21 protein-coding genes and 1 tRNA gene are annotated in these 24,847 nt (G+C 57.0%); 11 read left to right on the top strand and 11 right to left on the bottom strand.

Going from position 1 to position 24,847, the window contains the following annotated elements:
* Window positions 1–159 precede the first annotated feature (159 nt).
* The 5 genes from ACP0GE_RS03395 to ACP0GE_RS03375 form a co-directional block, all read right to left on the bottom strand.
* Window positions 160–1,257 carry a LacI family DNA-binding transcriptional regulator gene (locus ACP0GE_RS03395; RefSeq protein WP_424830596.1) on the bottom strand — a complete coding sequence of 366 codons (1,098 nt, stop codon included), beginning with the start codon at window positions 1,255–1,257 and terminating at the stop codon, window positions 160–162.
* Between the two features lie 345 nt (window positions 1,258–1,602).
* Complete coding sequence (gene dld, locus ACP0GE_RS03390; RefSeq protein ID WP_424830595.1) at window positions 1,603–3,294, bottom strand: D-lactate dehydrogenase; 1,692 nt, start codon at window positions 3,292–3,294, stop codon at window positions 1,603–1,605.
* On the bottom strand, window positions 3,291–4,475 hold the full coding sequence (locus tag ACP0GE_RS03385; RefSeq protein ID WP_424830594.1) for an alpha-hydroxy acid oxidase: 1,185 nt from the start codon (window positions 4,473–4,475) through the stop codon (window positions 3,291–3,293). The genes dld and ACP0GE_RS03385 overlap by 4 nt, the downstream gene beginning before the upstream one ends.
* A 12-nt stretch (window positions 4,476–4,487) precedes the next feature.
* On the bottom strand, window positions 4,488–6,551 hold the full coding sequence (locus tag ACP0GE_RS03380; RefSeq protein WP_424830593.1) for a TRAP transporter large permease subunit: 2,064 nt from the start codon (window positions 6,549–6,551) through the stop codon (window positions 4,488–4,490).
* Between the two features lie 116 nt (window positions 6,552–6,667).
* Complete coding sequence (locus ACP0GE_RS03375) at window positions 6,668–7,717, bottom strand: TRAP transporter substrate-binding protein (RefSeq protein ID WP_424830592.1); 1,050 nt, start codon at window positions 7,715–7,717, stop codon at window positions 6,668–6,670.
* Between the two features lie 348 nt (window positions 7,718–8,065).
* Between ACP0GE_RS03375 and ACP0GE_RS03370 the strand changes: the two genes are divergently transcribed.
* Window positions 8,066–8,860 (top strand): FadR/GntR family transcriptional regulator, encoded by a 795-nt coding sequence (locus tag ACP0GE_RS03370; RefSeq protein ID WP_424830591.1) that lies wholly within the window; start codon window positions 8,066–8,068, stop codon window positions 8,858–8,860.
* 154 nt (window positions 8,861–9,014) lie between these two features.
* Here ACP0GE_RS03370 and ACP0GE_RS03365 read toward each other — a convergent pair.
* Together ACP0GE_RS03365 and ACP0GE_RS03360 are read right to left on the bottom strand one after the other, a co-directional pair.
* A tRNA-Pro gene (locus tag ACP0GE_RS03365) sits at window positions 9,015–9,091 on the bottom strand.
* Window positions 9,092–9,175: 84 nt separating this feature from the next.
* Window positions 9,176–10,087, bottom strand: a complete 912-nt coding sequence (locus ACP0GE_RS03360; RefSeq protein WP_424830590.1) for a LysR substrate-binding domain-containing protein — start codon at window positions 10,085–10,087, stop codon at window positions 9,176–9,178.
* A 100-nt stretch (window positions 10,088–10,187) separates the two neighbouring features.
* Between ACP0GE_RS03360 and ACP0GE_RS03355 the strand changes: the two genes are divergently transcribed.
* From ACP0GE_RS03355 to ACP0GE_RS03340, 4 genes are read left to right on the top strand one after another with little or no spacing between them, the layout of a single operon-like run.
* Window positions 10,188–11,363 (top strand): pyridoxal phosphate-dependent aminotransferase, encoded by a 1,176-nt coding sequence (locus ACP0GE_RS03355; RefSeq protein WP_424830589.1) that lies wholly within the window; start codon window positions 10,188–10,190, stop codon window positions 11,361–11,363.
* Window positions 11,360–12,562 (top strand): acyl-CoA dehydrogenase, encoded by a 1,203-nt coding sequence (locus ACP0GE_RS03350; RefSeq protein WP_424830588.1) that lies wholly within the window; start codon window positions 11,360–11,362, stop codon window positions 12,560–12,562. The genes ACP0GE_RS03355 and ACP0GE_RS03350 overlap by 4 nt, the downstream gene beginning before the upstream one ends.
* Window positions 12,563–12,573: 11 nt before the next feature.
* Window positions 12,574–14,763, top strand: a complete 2,190-nt coding sequence (locus tag ACP0GE_RS03345; RefSeq protein ID WP_424830587.1) for a thiamine pyrophosphate-dependent enzyme — start codon at window positions 12,574–12,576, stop codon at window positions 14,761–14,763.
* On the top strand, window positions 14,760–15,797 hold the full coding sequence (locus tag ACP0GE_RS03340; RefSeq protein ID WP_424830586.1) for an ACP S-malonyltransferase: 1,038 nt from the start codon (window positions 14,760–14,762) through the stop codon (window positions 15,795–15,797). Before ACP0GE_RS03345 ends, ACP0GE_RS03340 begins: the two co-directional genes overlap by 4 nt.
* 23 nt (window positions 15,798–15,820) lie before the next feature.
* Here the strand turns inward: ACP0GE_RS03340 and ACP0GE_RS03335 are convergent, their stop codons facing one another.
* Window positions 15,821–16,876: an aldolase/citrate lyase family protein gene (locus tag ACP0GE_RS03335; RefSeq protein WP_424830585.1), complete on the bottom strand. Its 1,056-nt coding sequence runs from the start codon at window positions 16,874–16,876 to the stop codon at window positions 15,821–15,823.
* 239 nt (window positions 16,877–17,115) lie between these two features.
* On the bottom strand, window positions 17,116–17,661 hold the full coding sequence (locus tag ACP0GE_RS03330; RefSeq protein ID WP_424830584.1) for a GNAT family N-acetyltransferase: 546 nt from the start codon (window positions 17,659–17,661) through the stop codon (window positions 17,116–17,118).
* 271 nt (window positions 17,662–17,932) lie between these two features.
* Here ACP0GE_RS03330 and ACP0GE_RS03325 point away from each other — a divergent pair, with 271 nt between their 5' ends.
* The 6 genes from ACP0GE_RS03325 to ACP0GE_RS03300 all read left to right on the top strand — a co-directional run bounded on the left by ACP0GE_RS03325 (window position 17,933) and on the right by ACP0GE_RS03300 (window position 22,890).
* Window positions 17,933–18,733 (top strand): transporter substrate-binding domain-containing protein, encoded by an 801-nt coding sequence (locus tag ACP0GE_RS03325; protein ID WP_424830583.1) that lies wholly within the window; start codon window positions 17,933–17,935, stop codon window positions 18,731–18,733.
* 63 nt (window positions 18,734–18,796) lie between these two features.
* Window positions 18,797–19,459: an amino acid ABC transporter permease gene (locus tag ACP0GE_RS03320; RefSeq protein WP_424830582.1), complete on the top strand. Its 663-nt coding sequence runs from the start codon at window positions 18,797–18,799 to the stop codon at window positions 19,457–19,459.
* Between the two features lie 11 nt (window positions 19,460–19,470).
* A complete protein-coding gene (locus ACP0GE_RS03315; RefSeq protein ID WP_424830581.1) occupies window positions 19,471–20,133 on the top strand; it encodes an amino acid ABC transporter permease in 663 nt (220 codons plus the stop codon).
* Complete coding sequence (locus ACP0GE_RS03310) at window positions 20,130–20,852, top strand: amino acid ABC transporter ATP-binding protein (protein WP_424830580.1); 723 nt, start codon at window positions 20,130–20,132, stop codon at window positions 20,850–20,852. The genes ACP0GE_RS03315 and ACP0GE_RS03310 overlap by 4 nt, the downstream gene beginning before the upstream one ends.
* Window positions 20,853–20,964: 112 nt before the next feature.
* Window positions 20,965–22,068, top strand: coding sequence for a cis-3-hydroxy-L-proline dehydratase (locus ACP0GE_RS03305; RefSeq protein ID WP_424830579.1), 1,104 nt, complete (start codon window positions 20,965–20,967; stop codon window positions 22,066–22,068).
* Between the two features lie 144 nt (window positions 22,069–22,212).
* On the top strand, window positions 22,213–22,890 hold the full coding sequence (locus ACP0GE_RS03300) for a GntR family transcriptional regulator (RefSeq protein ID WP_424830578.1): 678 nt from the start codon (window positions 22,213–22,215) through the stop codon (window positions 22,888–22,890).
* 23 nt (window positions 22,891–22,913) lie between these two features.
* On the opposite strand, the gene ACP0GE_RS03295 is transcribed toward ACP0GE_RS03300, so the two are convergent.
* Window positions 22,914–23,870, bottom strand: coding sequence for an ABC transporter ATP-binding protein (locus ACP0GE_RS03295; protein ID WP_424830577.1), 957 nt, complete (start codon window positions 23,868–23,870; stop codon window positions 22,914–22,916).
* Window positions 23,867–24,844 (bottom strand): ABC transporter ATP-binding protein, encoded by a 978-nt coding sequence (locus ACP0GE_RS03290; RefSeq protein WP_424830576.1) that lies wholly within the window; start codon window positions 24,842–24,844, stop codon window positions 23,867–23,869. Before ACP0GE_RS03290 ends, ACP0GE_RS03295 begins: the two co-directional genes overlap by 4 nt.
* Between the last annotated feature and the right edge of the window lie 3 nt (window positions 24,845–24,847).

The following is a 24,847-nucleotide window of genomic DNA, read 5'->3' as shown; positions in this document are numbered from 1 at the left end:
TAAGAGGCCTCGCAGATGCTGCGGTCCGCTTGCAATCGCTTATCCCAACTGGGGGTAGCGCGACACAAACAGGTGAGCGGCAGCCAGATCAACTCAATTCTACATCCAATCACATCAGGTTTGATGCAAAGAGGTTCTCAAGATGATGTAATTCAATCATCATAAGCTTTCCGGAACATAAATTTCCGGCTGCAAAAAAATCTGCCGTGGCTCGCCAGTAGCACTGTCCGAGACTGCTTGTGCCATGGCTTGCACCAATGTTTTGCACAAGCGCTGCAGGGGCGTGCTGCTGATCAGTGAAACATATCCATCCTGCAAGGCGCCTTGTGATTGGCGCGTTAGCTCATTGACCACCATGGCAACTTCGCCGGGGGCTCGGCATTCACGCACCGCCTGAATCGCGCCTTCCATTCCGCCGCCTGCCACGAAGATGCCGCTGAGATCGGGATGACGATGCAACAGGTCCAGTGTCGCCTCATATGTCACATTTCGCGTTTCCAGATTGACCAGGGTTTCCAGCAACTCGTGATGCGCCGAATGCTCGCGCAGATAGCTGCGAAACCCCGTTTCGCGCAGCTCGTGCCCATGCCAGCGGCTGCCGCCCACAAAGACGGCGATTTTTCCTTGGCGGCGAGCCACACTGCGGATCGCCCAACCGGCGATGCGTCCAATTTTCATATTGTCCAGACCAACATATGCGTGCGTCTGCCCCTGGCCGAAATCATTTAGCAGAGAAAAGACGGGCGTATCGTGCTCTTGCAGGTCCTGGACGGTGCGCGAAACTTCGGGATGGTTCACAGCCGTGGCCGCAATTGCATGGTTTCGGCGACCCAGTTCAGCCATCAGGCTGGCATGCTCATGGGGATCCTGTGACTTGGCAAACACCACTTCGGCACGACCGCGTATTTCGGGGCAGGTTAAAACATGATCTTCAAAAGCCTGCGCGAAGCTTTGATAAAACTCCTGATTTTCCTTTTGAAGGAGCAGCCCAAGCTTCCGGACTGGCAGATTGGATTGCAATCTTTCGCGCAACAAGGGGACGGCGTGATACCCAACGGAAACGGCGGCATCATACACTTTGCGCTTGGTGTCATCCCTGACATTGCCGCGATCGTTCAGCACGCGGTCTACAGTTGCTGTTCCGACGCCTGCTGCACGTGCGATTTCCGATATTGTAGAACGCTTTTTCATTCGGAAAGGGTATTCTTGGTGATGTGATATAGGAGGAATTGATAGTTTTACATCATTACCTATCAATGGCCAGCCTCGTATGTGGGATCGAGGTGCACCGTTCTTACCTTCCAGAACACCTAATTCACCGACAACGTGGTGCAGACGCTTGTCGCGCAACCTTCAGAGTGGTTTTCTAAGATCGATCCTGTCGCGTTTGGATGTCGAGGTTATCCTGCGATCCGGAAGTCCGACCGAATTGCTGGAAGGATTGGGGACGCTCAATCTCGATTTAGTCCTTATGAACAGGCCACCCCCAGATGACAGTCTGACCCTGTATGAGACACATCATATCGGTGAACAGGTGGTGAGCATTGTGGGGACACCTGACCGGCTGGATCCAGCTTTTTTGGCCTGAGTTTCTTCTGCCTGTTATCTGGCATCCTCGGCGTAATTGCGCGCCTTGGACATTTTGCCGATCCCCGGATTGAAGGCATTTGTCGGATCGCAGCATTTATAATGGGCTGCAAGATCAGGCTTAGCATGATACAGATGCCCGACATTGTGTTCGGCAGGGTATTCTGCCCCGCGTTCATCAAACAGTTTCAGCATCGCGGCCTTAAGCGCCTTGGGGTCCGCACCCTTGCGGACGACGTAGTCCTGATGCATCACGTGACACATGAAATGACCATAGTAGAGCTTGTGCACCAGTTGATCGCTGATCTCGGGTGGCAAAGTCTCAAGCCAGTCCCGATCATTCCGGCGCAATGCAACGTCCAGCGCAATGATATCCTCAACCTCATTGTCGTGAATGGCCATGTACCGCACGGCCGCCCCAGCCGCGGCAAATCGATGAAGGCCTGCAATTTTGGCTTCGCGCGGAGTGCATTCAAAGAACGCGGCATCGCGCCCTTCTAGGAAACCGGGCAACCAGACGCGGGCCTCATCGATCCCGCCTTCTTTCATCTTCAGGATTAGGTGGTGTTCGTACTGGTCCCTGAATTCGATCATTCGGTTGGGCAATATTTGCGGCAGGATGCTAACGGCCATCTGCATGAACCGATCAGTGAAATTACGCAGAAACGGGATGCGGCGCAGTCGCGCATCAACGGCGCCTTTCAGCGCGAAAAACATCGGCAAACGATCGGTGCCCAGTTTGTCGATCATCCAGACCGTGTCTTTCCCGTAGATTCGGGTGATATCGAACACGTCGCGCTGCATGTATTCGGCGGATACGGGCAAAGAGTTGAAGTGAGACAGAATGTGCCGCCTGAGATCGGCCAGATCATCAGGATTATTGCAGCCAATGTAAAACACCTGTTCGGATTTGTTCTTTGGAAAGGTGTCCAAGCGAACGACAAAGACTGCAAGTTTCCCGGCTGATCCTGCGGATTCAAACAGTTTTGCCTTGTCGGCATTGAACCGAGCCGGGGTGGTTGCGTCGACGTCCCGCACGATCTGTGCATAATCACTTGCCGAGGCGCGCTTGTTTGTTGGGTCAGGCGCGCGATCAAATTTGCCTGTGTCCAGATTTGACAAGATCTGTTCCGGCGTATCGCCCAGATCAATGCCTAAATGGTTCACAAGTTCCAGCGCACCGTCTTCGGTGACGCGGGCATAGACTGAAAGCTCGGTATAGACCGGCCCTCGCTCGACCAGAGAGCCGCCGGAATTGTTACACACACCGCCCACAATCGAGGCACCGATACAGGAGGACCCAATTACTGAATGCGGCTCGCGCCCAATCGGCTCCAACAGCTTTTCCAGCGCAAACAGGGTTGCACCGGGAAAGCTGACCACTTGTTTGCCGTCGTTCAAAGGCACCAGCGTATCCATGCGCCGTGTATTGATCAGCACGACATCTCGGTCATAGCTGCCTGACGGCGTCGAGCCTTCGGTCAATCCGGTGTTGGCGGCCTGCATGATGACAATCTTATCCGTGGCAACGCAGGCTTTCAGAACATTCCACTGCTCCATCAAGGACCCGGGCCGGACAACGCAAAGCGCCTCGCCCTCGCCCGACCGAAAGCCACGGCGGAACCGTTCCGTCGCGCGTGCGCCCGTCAGCACGTGACGTGAGCCAACGATGTCGCGAAACTTATTGATCAGCGTGTCGTTGGTCATGCTGCGCTCCTCTTTGGCGCAGATGTTCCTGCGGCCTCGCGAAAACGGATGCTGTCGCGTGAAAGCTGATCGACCCTGGTAACGCCCATCAGCTTCATGTCCCGCTCAATCTCTGCCCGCATCAAACCCAGGGCACGGTCCACGCCCGCCTGCCCCGCCGCAGCCAAAGGATACAGATAGTGGCGCCCGATCCCCACTGCCTTGGCACCCAGGGACAGCGCCTTTAGCACATGCGTACCGCGTTGGATGCCACTGTCCATCATGACATCAAGCTTGTCGCCGACCGCGTCAACGATTTCAACCAACTGATCAAACGGCGTGCGCGAACCATCCAGTTGGCGGCCGCCGTGGTTCGACAAAACGATACCGGTGCAGCCAATCTCGGCCGCGCGTCGGGCGTCTTCGACGGTCATGATCCCCTTGAGGCAGAACTGACCATCCCAGTCACGTACCATTTGGGCCACGTCATCCCAATTCATCGACGGGTCCAGCATATCGGTGAAGTAACCACCGATCGAGCTGGCACCGCCGCCCATATCCACGTGTTCTTCCAATTGAGGCAGGCGGAATTTCTCGTGGGTGACGTAGTTGATCCCCCACATCGGCTTGATCGCAAATTGGATCATGCCGCCCAGTGTCAATCGGAACGGGATTGAAAACCCAGTGCGCAGGTCGCGTTCACGATTGCCACCGGTGATGCTGTCGACGGTCAGCATCATGACCTCGACACCGGCCTCTTTGGCGCGCTGCATCATGGCGGCGTTCAGGCCGCGATCCTTGTGGAAATAGAACTGATAGACCTGCGGGTTTTTGTGTTTCTGACGCAACTCCTCCAGCGAAACGGTGCCCAGCGAGGACACACCGAACATCGTCCCGTATTTCTCGGCCGCCGCCGCAACTGCGCGTTCGCCCTGATGGTGGAACAGGCGCTGCAAAGCGATGGGAGAGCAATAGACCGGCATGTCCAGTTTCTGCCCCATCACGGTGACGGACATGTCCACGTCGGACACCCCACGCAGGACCGAGGGCAGCAGGTCACAGCGGTCAAACGCGTTGGTGTTTTCCCGATACGTGACTTCATCATCCGCACCGCCGTCAATATAGTTGAAGATCGGTCCCGGCAGCCGCTGTTTGGCCAGCCGCCGGAAGTCGTGGAAGTTATGACATTGGCTCAGGCGCATGCGGACAACTCCCTAATAGGCGACCGAGGGCAGCCAAGTGGCAAGCGTCGGCCACAGGAAGACCAGTGCGAGACCGGTCAGCTGCAACAGTACGAAGGGGATAATTCCCTTGTAGATATGGGTCAGCTTGATCTCGGGCGGACAGACGCCTTTCAGGTAGAACAGGGCGAAACCAACGGGTGGCGTCAGGAAGCTGGTTTGCAATGTAACCGCAACCAGGATCACGAACCACACCAGCGCCGGTTCGTCCAATACGCCAAAGCCCGGAATGTCGATGCCCAACCCGTTCACAATGGGGCGCATCAGAGGCAGCACGATCAGAGTGATCTCGATCCAGTCCAGAACGAAGCCCAGCAGGAAGACGATGAACAGTATGAAGAGGACGGTGCCGTTTGCCCCAAATCCGGTGGATTGTACCACGTGCTCGATCAGTTCGTCTCCGCCCAGTTCGCGCAGAACATAAGAGAATACGGTCGCACCGAGGAAAATCGCAAAGATATAGGCGGTGGTGTTGAAGGTCGACACCAAGACATTCCACAATTTGGTGATGTTCAGCTTGCGATACCCCAACGCCAGCAATGTGGCACCCAATGCACCGATACCCGAAGCTTCGGTCGGTGTTGTCAGGCCAGCGAAGATTGAACCAAGGACCGCAAGGATCAGGATCAGAGTCGGAATGACAGCGATCAAGACGTCTTTGACAGCGGCCCAATCGGGCGCTTTGGCCCCTTCGGGCACTGGGGCGGCATCACGCTTTACCAGTGCAAGGATGAAAATATAGGTCAGGTACAGGCCACCGATGATCACGCCGGGGAAAACCGCAGCCATGAACAGATCGCCGACGGACAAGGCCATCTGATCGGCCATGATCACCAGCATGATGGACGGCGGTATCAGGATGCCAAGCGTACCGGACGCAGATACTACGCCGGCGGCAAGTGTCGGTTGGTATTTCTGCTGCATCATGGAAGGCAGCGATAGCACGCCCAACAGCACTACGGACGCGCCAATGATGCCGGTGGAAGCCGCCAGAATGATACCGATCAGGGTCACGGTGATCGCCAGTCCTCCGCGCACGGTGCCAAACAGGCGCTGCATCGAGGACATCAGTCGCTCGGCCACGCCGGATTCGTCCAGCATCAGCCCCATGAAGATGAACATGGGCAAAGCAACCAGAACCGCGTTCGACATGGTGGCATAAACCCGGTTCACCACTGCGCCCAGGGTCAGGTAGTCGAGCCCCGTAAAGGTGCTTTCCAACCCTGTCCACAGCATCAGGTCGTTGTCGAACAGATAGGCAAGCCCACAAAATGCAACACCTACACCGGCCAGAACCCAGGCCACCGGGTAGCCCGTGAACAGCAGCGCGATAAAGGTCAGGAACATCGCGATGACCAGCTTTTCCTCGGTTGTTTCGACCAGGAATGTCAGCGCCACACAGACGGCTGCAAAAACGACCAGCACCAGAAGGATACGCCGCAATGATGCCCCTTCGCGTTCCGAAGTCGGACCAAATAGCAGCGCATGCCCATCGTGGATCAGGCGCGCCACTGCAGCCAGAGCCAGCAGGACAAAACTGATCGGAATAACCGCTTTGAAAGCCCAGCGACCCGGTAGACCGGTTGGGCTGTCCGACCGCTCATTGACGCGGAAACTTTCGTAGAAATAGTCATACCCCTGATCAATCATCAGGTAGATGAATGGGGTCAGCAGGGTCAGAATACCAATCACTTCGATCAGACGCTGCGCCCGGCGGGACAGCTGCATATGCAACACATCCACACGCACATGGCTGTCGGTAATCAGCGCGTAAGAGATGCCGATCATCGTGACAATGCCGTAGAAATGCCACTGAATCTCGTCCAGCTTGGGATAGTTCTGGCTGAACAGATAGCGTAGCGACACTTGCGAGAAAATTGCGGCGATCAGCAACACGTTTGCCCACATGACGACGTGGCCGATAGCCTTTACGCCTGTATCTATGGCAACGGCGATTTTCTGGCGGTCGGTTTCGGGGTGTTCCAGGATGCCTTCATAGGCTTCGACCGGATCGTTGTAATTCTTTTGCGTAGCCATGGTCGTTCCTCGCTTAGCTGACCGGTGATTTCGCGGTCAGGGGTTTGCAAGTTCGAAAACCTGAGAATGCTTCGGGACGGCGGAGTTCACCGCCCCGAAATCGTCAGTAGATCAGTTCACTGACGAGGGAGGAAGGCGTTGGTCTTCCAAAGGTCATAACCGTCACGGAATTCGTTCATATCGGTCAGGACCTTGGCAAAGAATGCGTCATTGGCAGCTTCTTCTGCGGCCACTTCTTCCCAAGTTGCCTGGAAGGTGTCCAACATCTCGGGCGACCACTGCTTGATAGTGACACCGTTGTTTTCGACGTTGTCGATCAGGGCAGCGTGCTGGATGGCTTCGCCTTCGGCAAAACTGTCAGCCATCGATGCCTTGCAAGCGTTTTCGATGATCGCCTTGTGCTGATCACTGGTTTCGTTCCACGTGTCCTTGTTGATCATCAGCTCGAACACAGTTGCCTGCTGGTGCCAGCCGGGGAAATAGTTGAACTTCACCAGTTTGTGGAAACCAAGACGCGCATCAATCGCGGGCATTGAGAATTCGGTTGCGTCGATGGCACCCTTTTCCAAGGCGGGGAAGATTTCACCACCCGGCAGCAGTGAGGTCGCGACGCCCAGTTTCTGCATTACTTTGCCGCCCAGACCGAAGAAGCGCATCTTCAGGCCGTTCAGGTCTTCGGGCGAGTTGATCTCGGTCGCGAACCAACCTGATGTCTCAGGGGCGATGATGGCGCAAGGGATAACATGTACGTTATAGCCTGCCTGATCATACATCTCTTGGTACAGCGACAGGCCATTACCATAGTAGAGCCACGCCATGTACTCGCCGGCCTCGGGGCCGAACGGAACGGCCGAGAATAGCGGAGCGGCTGGGATCTTGCCTGCCCAATAGCCCGCGGTGGTATAGCCTGAGTTGATTTTGCCGGTGGATACCGCGTCCAGAATTTCGAATGAGGGCACCAGTTTGCCGGGCTCGTACACCTTCATCTTCAATGTGCCGCCAGACATCAGGTCCAGTTGGTCGGCCACGCGCGGGATGGGTGAGCCCAGTCCGGGCAGCTCGGTCGAGAATGCGATTGGGGTTTTGAGCAGCAGCTTGTCCGCCGCAAGCGCAGGTGCGGTGATCAGGCTGGCGGCAATAGCCAAGCTCGTCAGGGTCTTTTTCATGAGGTCTCCTCCGGGTCGTTCGGACGCCAGGTCCGATCAAATTCTGACGCGCGGTTGTCCGGCGCCTTAGGTGGTAAATAAAGTTGACCATAGTGATCAGTCAACAATTTTATTTACCACTGGTTAGTGCAGTGGGTGCTTTGATGAGGTTGATGTCGTGGTCGGAAATTCCTTGTCGCGGCTCACGGAACAGCAATCAAAGGGTAAAATAACTTTGAATAATAATATTTTGCGGCCGAAGTGTGGTGGGTTACCCCAATAAATTAAACAGTTGAAATATCGCTTTTAGGAGGTTACTTTTATTTACCATCTATAAGACTTGGCTTACAGCTCTGAAGGTGACATCTGATGACCCCTACAGCCGTTTTCGAACCGATTGGCCACGAATCGCTTGCTGATGCCGTTGTGGCGCAAATCGAAGATCTGATCGCCTCGGGCATTCTGAAACAGGGCCGAAAACTGCCGTCAGAGCGTGATCTGGCTGAAATGCTGCGCGTGTCGCGCCCGAAATTGCGTGAGGCGCTTCAGACTCTGGAAGAGCGCGGATTGGTGGTTACGCAACACGGTGAAGGTACGTTCGTGGCCGCGTTGACCGGCAGCGCCATGCTGCCCGCCTTATTGGCGCTTTATGAACGCCACGAACCTGCATTCTTCGATTACCTCGAATACCGGCGCGAGCAGGAGGGTTTTGCCGCACGGCTGGCGGCACGTCGGGGCACCTCGGCGGACAAGGAGAGAATTTCCGAAATCTTGCAGGAGAACGAAAGGGCCTGGCGGGAAAAAGATCAACTGGCCTCGCAAGAAGCCGATTTCGCGCTGCATGCCGCGATCGTGGATGCCAGCCAGAACGCCACGCTGATCCACATGATGGCCTCGATTTATGAACTCACACGGAAGGGTGTTTTCTACAATCGCGAATTCTTGAAATCGATCGACGGAACGGGACGTTTATTGCTGGAACAGCATGTGGAACTTGGGCAGGCGGTGATCGATGGGGATGAAGCCCGGGCCGAAAAGGCGGCCCATGCGCATATCGATTTTGTGGAAGAGTCTTTCAGATTTGGCATTGAACGCCGTCGTCGAGAAGCCATGGCTGAAAAGCGCCGCATGTTGTCGGACTACCGCTCTGCAAGTGGTTCCTGAATTTGAGCATTGAATGGGGATGTCTGCCGGATTTGCGGCGCGTTCGCAGCTGTTTTGTGGTCAGGTGACGCAGCCGCTCACTTCCATGCCAAAGAAGAAGCTTCGTGGCATTGCCGCGATGGTATGAAAGGTATGTTTGGGGACTTTGTTTTATTGGTCGGAGTGAGAGGATTCGAACCTCCGACCCCTGCCTCCCGAAGACAGTGCTCTACCAGGCTGAGCTACACTCCGACCGTGGCGGGTGATCTATACGCGGTGGGTGGGATGTGCAAGAGGGATTTTGCTGGATACCGATGGCCGTTTGGCTCGGCGACCTCAGCCAGATCGGCGCCCGTTTCGTTGCTGTACCTGCTTGCTGATCCAGTTTGAAAATACCTGTACAGCTTCGTTTTTCTGCCCCGTGGGGGTCGCGATGTAGTAGGCGCTGTCTGATGTGTTGGTGATCTGGTCGATTTCGTTCAGAACGCCGGAAGCCAGCTCGTCCTCGATCAAATATGAGGGCAGAATTGCGGCTCCCAAGCCTGCCACGGCTGCTGCGATCAGCATCGAGAACTGGTCGAACCGCATGCCCGGAAAAACGGCCCCCGGATCAAGCCCCAGCTGGTCATGATACGCCGACCAAAGATCGGGGCGCGAGGTCAGGTGTAAAAGCGGCAGGTCAAAGACCTGTGCTTCGGTCGAAAGTTGGGGATGGCCCAACAATGTGGGTGCCGCAATAACCACCAGGTGTTCAGGGAAGAGTTTACGCATCTGCGCGCCGGGCCAGTCAGCCCGCCCGAAATGAACGGCCAGGTCCATGCGTTGCTGTTCCAGGCTGAACGGGGTCGTGTAGGAATGCAGGTCCAGTTCGATTCCCGGGTGCTGTGTTTTGAAATCCGGCAGGCGGGGGACCAGCCAGCGAGTGGCGAAGGTCGGCAGAACCGCGACGCTCAGCAAAGAGGCGCCGTCCCCTGCTGCAATTGCGCGGCCGATTGTTCCGCTCAGCCGTTCCAGGTCACTTCCCAGCTCCTGACGCAGCGCAATCCCCGCTTTCGACAGGCGAACAGCGCGTCCGACCCGGCGGAAGAGTGTCACGCCAAGGGCGGCTTCAAGTTCGCGCACCTGACGGCTGATTGCGCTTTGGGTTACGCCCAATTCTTCGGCGGCCATGGTATAGCTTTCGTGCCGTGCAGCAGCTTCGAAACTGCGCATCAGGGCAAGCGAGGGCAGAGTAGAATATCTGGGCATTCAATTTATGACTTTTGATCACTAATAAGATACTTACTCACACCTTTTTCTCAAGTAGTTTTGTCGATAGAACCGGATCGCAGCAACCGGAGGAGGTTCCATGTCGTTTCAGCGCGCAACCCGTCTGAACGGGATCGAATTGTCCGAGATCGTCCAGATATCAGAGGCCGCCGCGCGCCTGCGCGCCGAGGGCCGCGACATCCTTGCGCTTTCGACTGGTGAACCGGACCTGCCGACGCCACCGCATGTGGTCGAAGCCGCCCATGCCGCCGCGCAGGACGGGAAGACAAAATATCCGCCAACGGCCGGTGTCCCTGCCCTGCGTGCTGAAATTGCCGCTCAGGCAGGTGTCGATGCGGCGCAGGTCATTGTGTCAACCGGCGCGAAGCAGGTGATTGCCAACGCCATGCTGGCCAGCCTGAACCCGGGCGACGAAGTCATCATGCCCGCGCCCTATTGGACCAGCTATTCCGACATCGTGCGCATGGCGGGTGGAGTGCCGGTGGTTCTGCACTGCCCGATGCAGCAAGGCTTCAAACTGCTGCCCGAACAGTTGGAGGCCGCGATCACTCCGCGTACCCGATGGCTGATGCTGAATACACCATCGAACCCGTCCGGAGCGATTTACTCGCAGGCCGAGATCGCAGGTTTGGCTACGGTTCTTGAGCGCCACAATCAGGTTTGGGTTCTGGCGGATGAGATATACCGCCATCTCAGCTATGTGCCTTTCACATCGGTGGCTGAGGCCGCTCCGGCTCTGGCCGACCGTATGCTTATCGTCAATGGCGTCGCCAAAGCCTGGTCGATGACCGGATGGCGTATTGGTTGGGGGATCGGGCCTGCCAATCTGATCAAAGCCATGGTTGCGGTGCAGGGACAGGTCACTTCGGGCGCATGTTCGATCTCGCAATGGGCATCACTGGCCGCGATCACCTGCGAGCCTGAATTGCTGGAAGAACGCCGTGCCCTGTTTGCCGCGCGCCGCGATCTGGTTGTGGACGGGCTGAACGCCGTTCCAGGAATGCGCTGTTCCGCGCCGGACGGAGCGTTTTACGCCTTCCCCTCCTGTGCTGACTTGCTGAACGATCAGGGTGGTCCATTTGACAGTGACGCGGAATTCTGCACGTGGTTGCTGGAAGAGGCTGGTGTCGCTCTGGTTCCCGGTCGCGCCTTTGGGGTGCCGGGTCACCTCCGCCTGTCATTCGCCTATGCTGAAGATACAATTGCAGCGGGCCTTGCTCGTCTGAAATCCGCTGTCGAAAGGAAGCTTGCATGAAACCTCAATCCGCCCCGCACCTCGGCCCGTTCACGTGGAACGATCCGTTCCTGTTGGAAGACCAGCTTGCCGAAGATGAACGCATGGTACGCGACGCAGCCAATGCTTATGCGCAGGACAAGCTGATGTCCCGCGTCACTGACGCGTTTGCCAACGAAGAAACTGATCCGGCGATTTTCCGCGAAATGGGTGAGATGGGTTTGCTGGGCATCACCATCCCCGAAGAATATGGCGGTATCGGGTCCAGCTATGTGACCTATGGTCTGGTTGCACGCGAGGTTGAGCGGGTGGATAGCGGTTACCGTTCGATGATGTCGGTGCAGTCGTCGTTGGTGATGTACCCGATCTACGCATACGGCACCGAAGAGCAGCGTCAGAAATACCTGCCGAAGCTGGCTAGCGGCGAATATATCGGCTGCTTCGGCCTGACCGAACCTGATGCGGGTTCGGACCCCGGCGCGATGAAGACCGTCGCGAAGAAGACCGACGGCGGTTACGTGCTCAACGGTACCAAGATGTGGATATCGAACGCACCGATCGCCGATGTCTTCGTGGTCTGGGCCAAATCCGAGGCACATGGCGGCAAGATCAAGGGTTTTGTTCTGGACAAGGGCACACCTGGCCTGTCGGCACCGAAGATCGAAGGCAAACTGTCCCTGCGCGCTTCGATCACCGGTGAGATCGTGCTGAGCAATGTTGAGGTAGGAGAGGATGCTCTGCTGCCGAACGTCGAAGGTTTGAAAGGCCCGTTCGGCTGTCTGAACCGCGCGCGTTACGGCATCGCCTGGGGGTCGATGGGTGCAGCCGAGGCCTGCTGGCACGCAGCCAGGCAATATGGGCTGGATCGCAAACAGTTCGGCCGCCCGCTCGCGCAGACGCAACTGTTCCAGCTGAAGCTTGCCAATATGCAGACCGAAATCTCGCTGGGCCTGCAGGCCGCGCTGCGCGTGGGCCGCCTGATGGACGAAGCCCGCGCTGCGCCCGAGATGGTCAGCCTGATCAAGCGCAACAATTGCGGCAAGGCGCTTGAGATTGCGCGCCACGCCCGTGACATGCATGGCGGCAACGGGATCAGTCAGGAATTCCACGTAATCCGTCACATGGTGAACCTTGAAACCGTCAACACCTATGAAGGCACCCATGATGTGCATGCCCTGATCCTGGGTCGTGCGCAGACAGGCCTGCAAGCCTTTGCCTGAGGACATCTGACATGGATCGCGCCGCAATCGTGCATGACAATTTCCTGCGCCGGGTTGCGGCTCGGGATTTCCCTGAAGGTGCTGCACCCTCAGGGCCTCTGACCGGACCTGTAGCCGTAGCGCTGTATCGGGCGCAATGCCTGAGCCGTGCGCTAGACCGGCAAAGCCGGGCCATGCAGAAAGCGGGTCAGGGATTCTACACGATCGGATCGTCAGGGCATGAGGGCATGGCAGCAGTTGCGGCAGCCCTGCGCCCAACCGATCCGGCTTTTCTGCACTATCGCGATGCGGCATTCCAGATTGCCCGGTCCGATCAGGTGCCGGGTCAAAGCCCGACCTGGGATATCTTGCTGTCGTTTGCCTCATCGTCGGAAGACCCGATCAGTGGTGGTCGGCACAAGGTGCTTGGATCAAAGGCGCTGTGCATCCCGCCGCAGACATCCACAATTGCAAGCCATCTGCCCAAAGCGGTCGGGGCTGCCTATGCTGTCTGCGCGGCACAACGTCACCGCCCTGAACATGCTGAAGTGCCCAAGGATGCCATCGTCTATTGTTCGTTTGGCGATGCCTCGGCCAACCACTCTACCGCGCAGGGTGCGTTCAACACCGCGCAGTGGACTTCCTTTCAGTCCGTTCCCCTACCCCTTCTGTTCTGTTGCGAGGACAATGGGATCGGGATCTCCACAAAGACGCCAAAAGGCTGGATCGCGGCGACATTCTCGAACCGTCCAGGTCTGAAGTACTTTTCGTGCGACGGGTTGGACATTTTCGATACATTCCGCGTTGCGCAAAAGGCCGCCGCCTACGTGCGCAGCCGCAAGAAACCGGCCTTCCTGCATATCCGCACTGTGCGTCTTTATGGTCATGCCGGGGCTGATATGCCAACCACTTACATGCCAAAGGTCGAGGTCGAGGCCGAAGAGGCAAACGACCCGCTGCTCCATTCCGTGCGGCTGCTGGACCAGTCCGGTGCAATGCAATCTCGCGAAGCACTAGACGTCTATAACAGCACGTGCGCCCGCGTGGCCCGCGTGGCGGATCAGGCCATCACCCGCCCGCGTTTGCAAACCGCCGAGGACGTTATGGCCAGTCTGATCCCACCTGCGCGGCCTTGCGTGCCAACCAATGGGCCTGCCCCTGAACGTCGTGCTGAGGTGTTCGGCGGCGACCTCAAGGCGCAATCCGAACCGCAGATCATGTCGCGACTGATCAACTGGGCACTGACCGATCTGATGCTGGAGTATGGCGAGATTGTCATGATGGGCGAAGATGTCGGGCGCAAAGGTGGCGTCTATGGGGTGACGCAAAAACTGCAAACACGGTTTGGGTCGGACCGGATGATCGACACGTTGCTGGATGAGCAATCGATCCTTGGACTGGCCATCGGGATGGCCCAGAATGGCTTCACGCCGATGCCGGAAATCCAGTTCCTCGCCTATCTGCACAATGCCGAGGATCAACTGCGTGGTGAGGCTGCTACCCTGCCCTTCTTCTCGAATGGTCAGTACACCAACCCGATGGTCGTGCGGATTGCCGGGTTGGGGTACCAAAAGGGGTTTGGCGGTCACTTCCATAACGACAACTCGGTTGCCGTCCTGCGTGACATTCCCGGCCTGATACTGGCTTGCCCGTCCAACGGCGCCGATGCCGCACGGATGCTGCGGGAATGCGTGCGTTTGGCCCGCGAAGATCAGCGGCTGGTGGTGTTCCTGGAACCCATCGCGCTTTACCCGATGCGAGACCTGCATGATGCGGGGGATTCGGCTTGGATGCGGACCTACCCCGACCCGTCAGAAAAGATCGGTTTCGGTGAGGTTGGCGTAGATGGTGATGGCGAGGATCTGGCGATTGTCACCTTTGGCAACGGCGTCTACCTCAGCCATCAGGCGCGTGCCGCGTTGGAGGCTGACGGCATCAAAGCGCGTATCATTGATATGCGCTGGCTGTCACCCTTGCCGAAGAAGGCTCTGACGCAAGCGGTCGCCGGAGCGAAACATATTCTGGTCGCCGACGAAACCCGCCATCATGGTGGCGTGGCCGAGGCGCTGATGGCCCATTTCCACGAAACTGCCGAGGTGCCTCTGGCCCGCATCACGGCCGAGGACAGTTTCATCGCCACCGGACCGGCCTATGCGGCAACTATGCCCTCTAAAGACAGCATCGTCGCCGCAGCGCGATCCCTGATGGAGACCGGCAAATGAGTTCCGCCAAACAGACTGCCGTGGTCATTTGCCCCGGTCGGGGCACCTATAACAAACCCGAGCTGGGGGTTTTGGGCCGCCAATTCACCGACAAGGCTTTGCTGGCGCAATTCGATGAGATGCGCCGCGCCGAGGGTCAGGATACCCTGAGCGATCTGGATGGCGCGGCGCGCTATTCCATTGCCAAACACACGCGCGGCGACAATGCCTCGGCCCTGATCTATGCAGCTACCTTGGGGGATTTCCGCGCCATCGACCCCGAGAAAGTCGAAGTCGTGGCGGTGACCGGCAACTCGATGGGCTGGTATTCGGCTTTGGCCTGCGGTGGCGCGCTAACAGCAGAAGCCGGGTTCAAGGTGGTGAACACCATGGGTACGCTGATGCAACAGAGCCTGATCGGCGGGCAACTGATCTACCCCTTCATGGATGCCGATTGGCACCCGAACCCTGTTCGCAAAGCTGATTTGCTGGCTTTGGTCGAGGATATCAACGGAACCGATGCAACCCTAACTTTGTCGATTGATCTGGGCGGTATGCTGGTACTGGCCGGGGATGATGCCGGGTTGAGCGCCTTTGAGGAAACCGTTCCGGTGGTGCAAGAACGTTTTCCCATGCGGCTGGCTAACCATGCAGGGTTCCATTCACACCTTCAAACTCCGGTTGCCGAGACAGGTCGCACGCGATTGGGCGCAGAGCTTTTCCGGCAACCAAACCTGCCGATGATCGACGGGCGCGGCCAAATCTGGTGGCCCGGTGCGTGCGATACAAATGCGCTTTGGGACTATACGCTAGGGCATCAGGTGACAGAGACTTATGATTTCACCCGCGCGATCTCGCAGGCGGCCAGGGAATTTGCGCCGGACGTGTTCATTGTTACAGGTCCTGGCTCGACATTGGGGGGTGCTGTGGCGCAATCGCTGATCCTTGCCGATTGGGTCGGGCTGGAAGACAAAACAAGTTTTCAAACGCGTCAGACTCAGGACCCTGTGCTGATTTCAATGGGGATCGAGGATCAACGCATTCGGGTGATTTGATCCCCTGCCGACAATTCTACGGATTACGCTGACCAATCGACCGAGAAATCTTCGCGGAAGGCAAACCGAACCAGATGCGCCTCAATCACCTTCTGCCAATTGGCAAGGTCCCCACGAGGGCCGGTTTCGGCAACCAGCTTCAGGCAATCACTATCGGCTGTCATGGTCAGTCGGTTCCCGCTGGGAAATGACACGTATCCCTGATTTTCATCGAAAGATACCTCGGCCTTATGGGACCAGTGTTTGCAGAGCTGCTGAAGGTATTTCCCTGCCGCATCTGTCCGGGCCACGCCCGAGATTGACTGCTCTGGCAAGAGCGCCAACGAAGTCTCTGCCGCTGCGCGTATTGCATTTGCGAACAGGGTCACATCGATATTCGTAGCCAGGAAAGTCACTCCCAGATCCAGGCATTTTCGTTGCATCGCCGGATCGAGCGTCAGGATGCCAGCGGCCTTGCCGGCGGCGACGATCCTGCTGAGCGCATCGAAAATGGCCTCAAGAACCTCGGGATGATCCGAATTCCCCGGATATCCCAAATCCGCTGCAAGATCCGCAGGGCCCACGAAGACGCCGTCCACATCGGTTGTCAGGATATCATCCAGGGCATCCAGACCCAGACGATTTTCGACCTGCACCAACAGACAAATCTGATCGTCTGCGGTGGTCAAATAATCTGGGATTGCCGCAAATTGGGATGCTCTTGCCAACGAGGAGCCCACCCCTCTTATCCCTTTCGGTGGGTACTGCACCGCCCGGGCCAATTCCCGCGCCTGATCGCCACTTTCGACCATCGGCACCAGGACGCTTTGGACTCCGGCGTCGAGATATTGCTTGATCATCCAGGTTTCCCCGATTGGCAACCGCGCGACTGGCTGACATCCGGAGCCTTCGATGACTCTGATCTGGTCCAATATGGACCGCAAATCATTGGGCGCATGTTCGCCATCCACCAACAGCCAATCGAATTGAGAGGTCGCAGCGATTTCAGCGGCATAGGCGTCGGCCATCCCAAGCCAGCACCCGATCTGAGCTTGCCCCGCCTTTAGCGCGGCCTTGAATCCGTTATGTGGCGCAGGCATCGTGGGGCTCCTTCAGAAAATTGATAGCGATTGACCCGAGATTGGTATGAACAACGGCATCCTTAGTGCATTTGATCTGATGAGCAAGGCTGCACATGCGTGACGGCGAGGCCTGTTTCGGACCATATCGTTCCCGCCTGACCGACGGAGCGTGAGATCGGGTAAATCGGTTTGTCGTGCATTCATGTGAGAGCGGGCAACTTACGGTCCCACCCGTGATCCAATAGGAAGCACCAACTCTAGGTGGAAATTTTCCGCGCTCGCTCCATGAACAACGACTCGTGGTCCCCATATCGCCCGAGTACACCGTTTGAGTACCCCACCTTCTTCGCAACATTGATTGAGGCAGAGTGGGCCGGGGCGAACATTGCGGCAGTATGCGTATGGTCAAGGTTTGCGTCTGCCCAGCCGAGCATCGCAGTTACGGCTTCCGTCGCGAATCCTCTGCCGTGCGAATTTGTAGTAAAGACCCAGCCTGCTTCGGGTTTGCCTTTCAGGGACGGTTCGGTATCCCGCTGATAGTCCGCAAACCCGACCTCTCCCAAAAAGGAGCCACCCTCTTTCGAGGTGACGGCCCAGTAGCCATAACCAAGATGATGCCAATGCCCGGCGTAACGCAACAGCCGTGACCACGTTTGTTCGGGGGTGGATGGTACTCCGGAAATGTGTGCGACCACTTGCTGATCAGCCCACATGGACACGCAATCGGCGAAATCCGATTTTTGGTGACCTCTCAACAGTAAACGTTCGGTTTCGAGGGTGGGGACCAGAGCAGTTTCATTCATGGCTTAATCACTCCATCCGGCGTGTGCACCAAGTCCCTTGGTCAGGTAACGGGCGATACAGCGGTTCTTGCGGCACTTGCACCTTAGCCAGCTTTCCGATGCCCGCAATCCGGAAGGCAGGGCTGCCGAACAACCAGACACGAACCGGAACCGCACTCTGAGCACCATCTGTCGGACCTTTTCATTTCAAATCAAATAACGCTACAGGAAGGTAGATAATGGATACATTATCCTGTACTTGGTATCACATCTTTGATTCAGGGAGGACCAAATGATCAAAAAACTTACTGCTCTGGCGGCTTTCGCCGCGTTGGTGGCTGCACCGGCTGTGGCGGACACACTTGATGATGTTGTGGACCGCGGCACTCTGCGCTGTGGGGTCGTGCTCGATTTCCCACCCATCGGCTATCGGGATGCCAATAACGAGCCCGCAGGCTTTGATGTCGATTACTGCAAAGATCTGGCCGCAGCGCTTGAGGTTGAAGCTGAAATCCTGCCTTTGACCTGGGCCGAGCGTCTTCCGGTTATTGTGACCGGTCGTGCAGACGTTGTGTTTGGCGCAACCTCCGACAGTCTTGAGCGTGCCCGGACCGTAGGATTCACCATACCTTACGCGATCTACTACGCTCAGGGTGTCGTCAACGCGGACAGCGGAATCGAAACGTTCGAGGATATTCGCGGCAAACGCGTTGCGGCCGCTGTGGGTACGGTGCCCGAACAGGAATGGCTCAAGATCGCCAAGGAATGGGGTGAGGAAGGCAATTATCAGGGGTACCAGTCGGAAAACGAGGTTTTTCTGGCCGTTGCCCAAGGTAAAGCTGATATAGGCATTACAACCAACACCGCAGTTTTGCCCATCACACAGCAGTATGACACCATTCTGGCTGGGCCGCGTATGCCGTGGACAACCGACTATACATCCGTCGTCGGCAAGCGCGAAGATGTGACATGGCTGAACTTCCTGAATCTGTTCGTTACCCATCAGGTGCGCTCGGGTCGTTATCAGGAACTGTGGGGGCAATATGTCGGCGGCGAAGCGCCTGAACTGCGTATCCCCGGTGTGATGTACTGATCACCTCTGACAAAGCAGCTTCGTCCGGTATGGACCGGGCGGAGCTTTGTATAAGAGAGCCCCATGTTCGACTATAACTTCCACTGGCGCCCGGTCATGAAAAGCTTGCCGAACCTGCTCGAGGCATCGCTGCTGACGCTTCAGGTTGCTGTTCTGGCCATGATTTTCGGGATCGTGATCGGTCTGTGCCTTGCTCTGACACGGTTGCACTTGCGGGGGCCGCTTTACTGGTTTGCGACCACCTGGGTAGAACTGGCGCGCAACACGCCGGCGCTGTTCCAACTGTTCTTTTTTGGGTTTGGTTTGGGTGCATTTGGTCTGCATCTGTCGCCCTATTTCATCGTGCTGACCGGCTTGACCTTCAATTGCGCAGGCTATCTTGCCGAGAACTTTCGCGGCGGATTTCAGGCCGTGCCCGACACACAATTACGCGCTTCACGATCACTCGGAATGACGGCATGGCAGGCCTATACGCGCGTCATAATCCCGCAGGTGTTTCGCATCGTGTACCACCCGATCACCAACCAGATGGTCTGGGCCGTTCTGATGTCATCGCTGGGCATGTTGGTCGGGTTCCGGGAACTGTCCGGTGAAACCCAGTTCTTCGCCTCGCGCACCTTCCGCATCTTCGAGTATTTCGCCGTCACAGCGGTGATCTACTACGTGCTCGTGAAACTTATCCTCGGAGCCTCCCGCCTGTTGGCGGCCCGGCTTTTCCGCTACTGAAAGAGGCAGATATGGAACCTACCATCAGCTTTTTCAGCGGCTTTAACGTCAATGATCTGTGGTTTCTGGGTGAGGCCGCATTGCGGACACTTTGGATATCGGCGCTGTCGATTTCGCTGGGAACGCTCCTTGGGGTGATATTCGGATGGATGCTGTACGAGGGCAAACTGCTTGCAACCCTCACACTCGCACCGTTTCTGGATGTGTTCCGTTCGGTCCCTCTGATCATCCAACTGGTGCTGTTTTACAACTTTGCCCCGATTGTCGGCCTGAACCTTGATCCGTTTGGGTCGGGTGTCGTGATCCTGACCATCTATACCGCGTCGCTGGTTGCCAACGTGGCCCGAGGAGGGATCGAGGCAGTCGGCGCGCCGATGCGGCGTGCGGCGCGCAGCCTTGGGATGACATATTGGCAAGACCTGCGCTATGTCGTCTTTCCGATCGGCGGGCGCGCGGTTTTCCCGGCTTGGGTCGGGGTGGCGCTTGGTGTCATGAAGGACAGCGCACTGGTTTCGGTTCTGGGGTATGTTGAATTGCTCAAGGCTAGCCAGATCCTGATCACCCGCACACAGGAACCGTTTCTGATCCTGACACTTGCAGGCGCGTTCTACTTCGCGCTCAGCTATCCGATTTCACGCTATTCGGCTTCTCTGGAGAAAAGGTGGGCTCAATGATCGAGGTCCGTGATCTGCACAAATATTTCGGGGACCTTCACGTCCTGAAAGGCATCAACTTGGATGTCGAAAAGGGCGAGGTTTTGTCGGTCATCGGAGCATCGGGGTCGGGGAAATCCACGCTGCTATATTGCATCAACGGGCTGGAACCCGTTCAGCAAGGCAGCGTTGTCGTTGATGGCACGGATGTGCACGCCAAGACAACCGACATCAACAAGCTGCGTCAGAAGCTGGGAATGGTGTTTCAGCAATGGAACAGCTTTCCCCATCTGACCGCGTTGGAGAATGTCGCGCTGGCGCCTAAAATCGTGAAGGGCAAATCGAAGGCCGAAGCCCGCGAAATCGCTTCGAAACAACTGATCCATGTGGGGTTGGGCGATAAGCTGAATGTCTATCCTTCGGCGTTGTCCGGGGGACAGCAGCAGCGGCTGGCTATTGCGCGGGCCCTGGCAATGGAGCCGGAATACATGCTTTTTGACGAAGCAACCTCGGCGCTGGACCCCGAGCTTGTCGGCGAAGTTCTTGATACAATGCGACTATTGGCCGAGGAAGGTATGACCATGATCTGCGTGACGCACGAGATGGGTTTTGCCCGCGACGTGTCAGACAGGGTCGCATTCTTTCATCAAGGCGTAATGGAAGAAATCGGCCCCCCGACACAGATATTTGGTGACGCCCAGTCCGAGCACACCCGGAAATTCCTGGCCAACGTGCGCTGAGTGGGTCGCAGGCTTCCAGAAAATGAAGGACAGTTTTTCGATTACAAGTATCTAATCGGACCAATGCCAGAGAAGTTCCAGAACGGCTAACATCTGACCAGGAGATAACGCGATGAAGATCACCGGGCTGAATGTCTATCAGGTTGACCTACCCCTGAGGGAGGGGCGCTACAGCTGGTCAAACGGCAATTTTGTCGAAGTTTTCGACAGTACGGTTCTGGAAATCACGACTGATGAGGGTCTTTGTGGCTATGCCGAATGCTGTCCTTTGGGATCGGCCTATCTTCCGTCCTTTGCGCTGGGTGTCCGGGCAGGTTTGGCCGAGATCGCACCGCATCTGATCGGGCAGGATCCGCTGAACATCGGGTCGATCAACCGCACTATGGACGCCGCCTTGCGCGGCCACCCTTATGCGAAGGCCCCGGTCGATATCGCCTGCTGGGACCTTTTGGGCAAAGCCACGGGCCAGCCCCTTTATACGCTTCTGGGTGGGGCGGCACAGGACGATGTCGTTCTTTACCGCGCGATCAGTCAGGAAGCGCCAGAGGTTATGGCAAAGAAAATCGAAGGCTATGCGGCTGAAGGTTATACAAAATTTCAACTGAAAGTCGGCGGGCAGGTCGAGGATGATATTGCTCGGATTCATGCCACCCGGGCCGCGTTGAAAGATAGTGATCTGCTGGTGGCGGACGCCAACACCGGCTGGACCCAACATGAGGCCGCCCGTGTGGTCAAGGCGATTGCCGATCTCGATGTGTATGTCGAACAACCCTGTATGACTTACGAAGAAAGCGTTTCGATCCGGCGGCGCACGGCGCTTCCGTTTGTACTGGACGAAGTGATCGACACGATCAACGCTCTGGTACGGGCCATAGCAGAGGATGCGATGGATGTGATCAACCTGAAAATCTCAAAAGTCGGCGGGCTGACCAGGGCGCGGCAGATGCGCGATCTTTGTGTTGCGCACGGTATACCTATGACGATCGAAGACACATGGGGCGGTGACATCACAACTGCGACGATCGCGCATCTGGCCCGTTCAACACCTGCCGAGTTCGTTTTCTCGGCCACCGATTTCAACTCCTACGGCACGGTCGACATCGCCGAAGGCGCACCCAGACGGGTGAATGGTCGCATGACTGCAGCGGATCGTCCGGGTCTGGGTATCTCGCCTATTTTCGACGCTTTGGGTGACCCGGTCGCGCAATACCGTTGAGCGTGAACGGCCCGATCTGACGCCTGCAGCTGATGTCAGCCGGGCACTGTATCTGAATTTGCACTTTGACATAGGGTGCACTGCTTTATTAGGAGCATCTGTTAGGCATAATATCGAAACAAAGAAGGTGGACGGGAACTTAAGATGGCAGGGACACGCGCAATCACAATGCGGAGCCTTTCGGATGTTATCGCGAACGATCTTCGCGAGCGTATCCTCAGCGGTGAACTGGCTGAGGGCGAGACCATCCGGCAGGAAGCTTTGGCTGAAGAATACGATGTTTCCCGCATGCCGATCCGCGAAGCGCTAAAGCAATTGAATGCCGAAGGGCTGATCCAGTGGACGAATAACCGAGGCGGATCCGTCACCAAACACTCGCTTAGCGAAATTGGAGAGATATTCGACCTTCGCATGTTGATTGAGGTAGACTTGTTTCGCCGCGCGATCCCGAACATGACGGCTTCGGATTTCACCCATTGCGAAGAGATTCTGACGCAGATGGAAGACTCTTATGACGAAAACGACGTCGGCAAATGGGGAATACTGAATTACAAGTACCATTCTGCTTTGTATGCCGCTTCGAACAGAAGCCTGACCAACGAGTTGCTGGATCGCGTCAATCTGCAATCGGATCGCTATGTGCGTATGCACTTGAGCGTTATGCGACAGCGCGAGCCTGCCAAGAAAGAACATCGGGACCTGCTGGAACTCGCCCGGCAGAAAAAAACCGATGAGGCGTGTGAGCTGCTTACGCGACACATCCAACGGACCAAAGATCAGTTGTTGGAGATGATAGCCTCAAAACGCACCGCCGAAGATTGAATGGCCCCGGAACCGCTGTCCAATCATTCCAGCGGATAAAGGCAGGCAACCTGGTGTTTGTCTCCGCTCAATTCCGGTGCCGCCGCCCGGCAGCTATCCGTGGCGAGCCAACATCTTTGCGCAAAGGCACACCCTTTGGGGATGTTCATCGGTGACGGTAACTCACCTTCCAGTTTGATCCGGTCCTTCCGCGCATCGGGGTCCGCGCGGGGCGTTGTTGAAAGCAAAGCCTTGGAATAAGGGTGTCGCGGAGCAGCAAAAAGCTGTTCTTTGGAGGCCTTTTCGACTGCTCGTCCCAGATACATGACGATCACATCGTCGGCAAAATGCTTCACCACTGACAGGTCATGCGAGATGAACAGGTAAGCCAGATTCAGCCGCTCCTGAAGGTCCACAAGCAGGTTCAGGATCTGCGACTGGATCGAGACATCGAGCGCCGAGACGGGCTCATCAAGAACCAGAACCTTCGGGTTCAGCATCAGCGCGCGGGCAATTGCGATCCGCTGCCGCTGCCCGCCTGAGAACATATGCGGGTAGCGGTCATAATGTTCCGGGCGCAGGCCCACCATCTCGATCATTTCACGTGCTTGCCTTTCGCGATCAGCGCTCGACATGTCGGGGCGGTTGATAATCAGCGGCTCCTGCAGGATCTGACCGATCCGCTGGCGCGGGTTCAACGAGCCATAGGGGTCCTGAAACACGATCTGCACCGTTTCGCGCATCTTGCTCCATTGCGATGGGGTTATATCGACCCCGTCAATCGTCAGACTGCCCGAGGTTGGTTCCTCGATCATGGTAACCAGCCGGGCCAATGTTGATTTGCCGCAACCTGACTCCCCGACGACGGCCAGCGTTTTGCCGGGCTTTAGATCGAAATCTACACCCGAAAGCGCCTTTACGGTGGCTAACTTGGACAGCAGGCCGCCTTTGACCGTGTAGAACCGGGCCAGCGCGTTTGCCTGAACGATGGGTGCGGTCATGCCATTTCTCCGGCGGCGATCTTTTCAACGTGGTGGCAGCGCGCTTTGCCAAATGCTTCTGCATGCGGGGTCGGCGGCGTTTCCGCGCAGGTTGCGTCGGCAAACCGGCAGCGGGGACTGAACAGGCATCCTTTGGGCCGGTCGAACTGTCCCGGCACAACACCGGGGATGGTCGGCAGAATCTTCGAGGTTGCACGCTCGGGCAACGCGCTCAGCAGGGCCGAGGTATAGGGATGGCGCGGGGTGCGGAACAGATCACCGACGGCCTGCTCTTCGACCTTCTGCCCGGCATATTGCACCTGAACCCGCTCGGCCGTTTCTGCCACCACACCCATGTCGTGGGTAATCAGAACAAGTCCCATATCGTGCTCATCCCGCAAGCGGATCAGCAGGTCGAGTATCTGCGCCTGAATGGTTACATCCAGCGCTGTTGTGGGCTCATCCGCGATCAGCAACTTGGGCTTGCAGGCGATGGCCATTGCGATCATCACGCGCTGGTTCATGCCGCCCGACATCTGATGCGGAAAGGTGTTCAGGCGGCTTTCAGGTGCGGGAATACCGACCTGATCAAACAGTTCAACCGCGCGATCGTGACGATCTTTGCGGTTCAAGCCAAGATGAATACGCAGCGCTTCTTTGATCTGAAAGCCGACCGTGAAACAGGGGTTCAGCGACGACATCGGCTCCTGAAAGATCATGGCCATGTCCTTGCCGATAATCTTGCGCCGCTCACGTGCCGAGATGCCCGCCAGATCGCGCCCTTCAAAGCTCATCTCGTCGGCGGTGATCGTTGCTGTCCACGGCAGCAAGCCCATCAGTGCCAGCATCGACACCGATTTACCCGAGCCGCTTTCGCCCACAATGGCCAGCAACTCCCCTTTGTCGACTGACAGATCGACGCCGTCTACGGCGCGGAACTTGCCCGAAGAGGTCGCGAATTCAACAGTCAGATTGCGGATCTGCAAAAGGCTCATGCG

This window comes from Ruegeria sp. (assembly GCF_965243365.1).
In the GTDB taxonomy this organism is placed as follows: domain Bacteria; phylum Pseudomonadota; class Alphaproteobacteria; order Rhodobacterales; family Rhodobacteraceae; genus Ruegeria.
The sequence above is the reverse complement of the archived record's forward strand: the minus strand, read 5'-3'. Positions and strand labels throughout refer to the sequence as shown.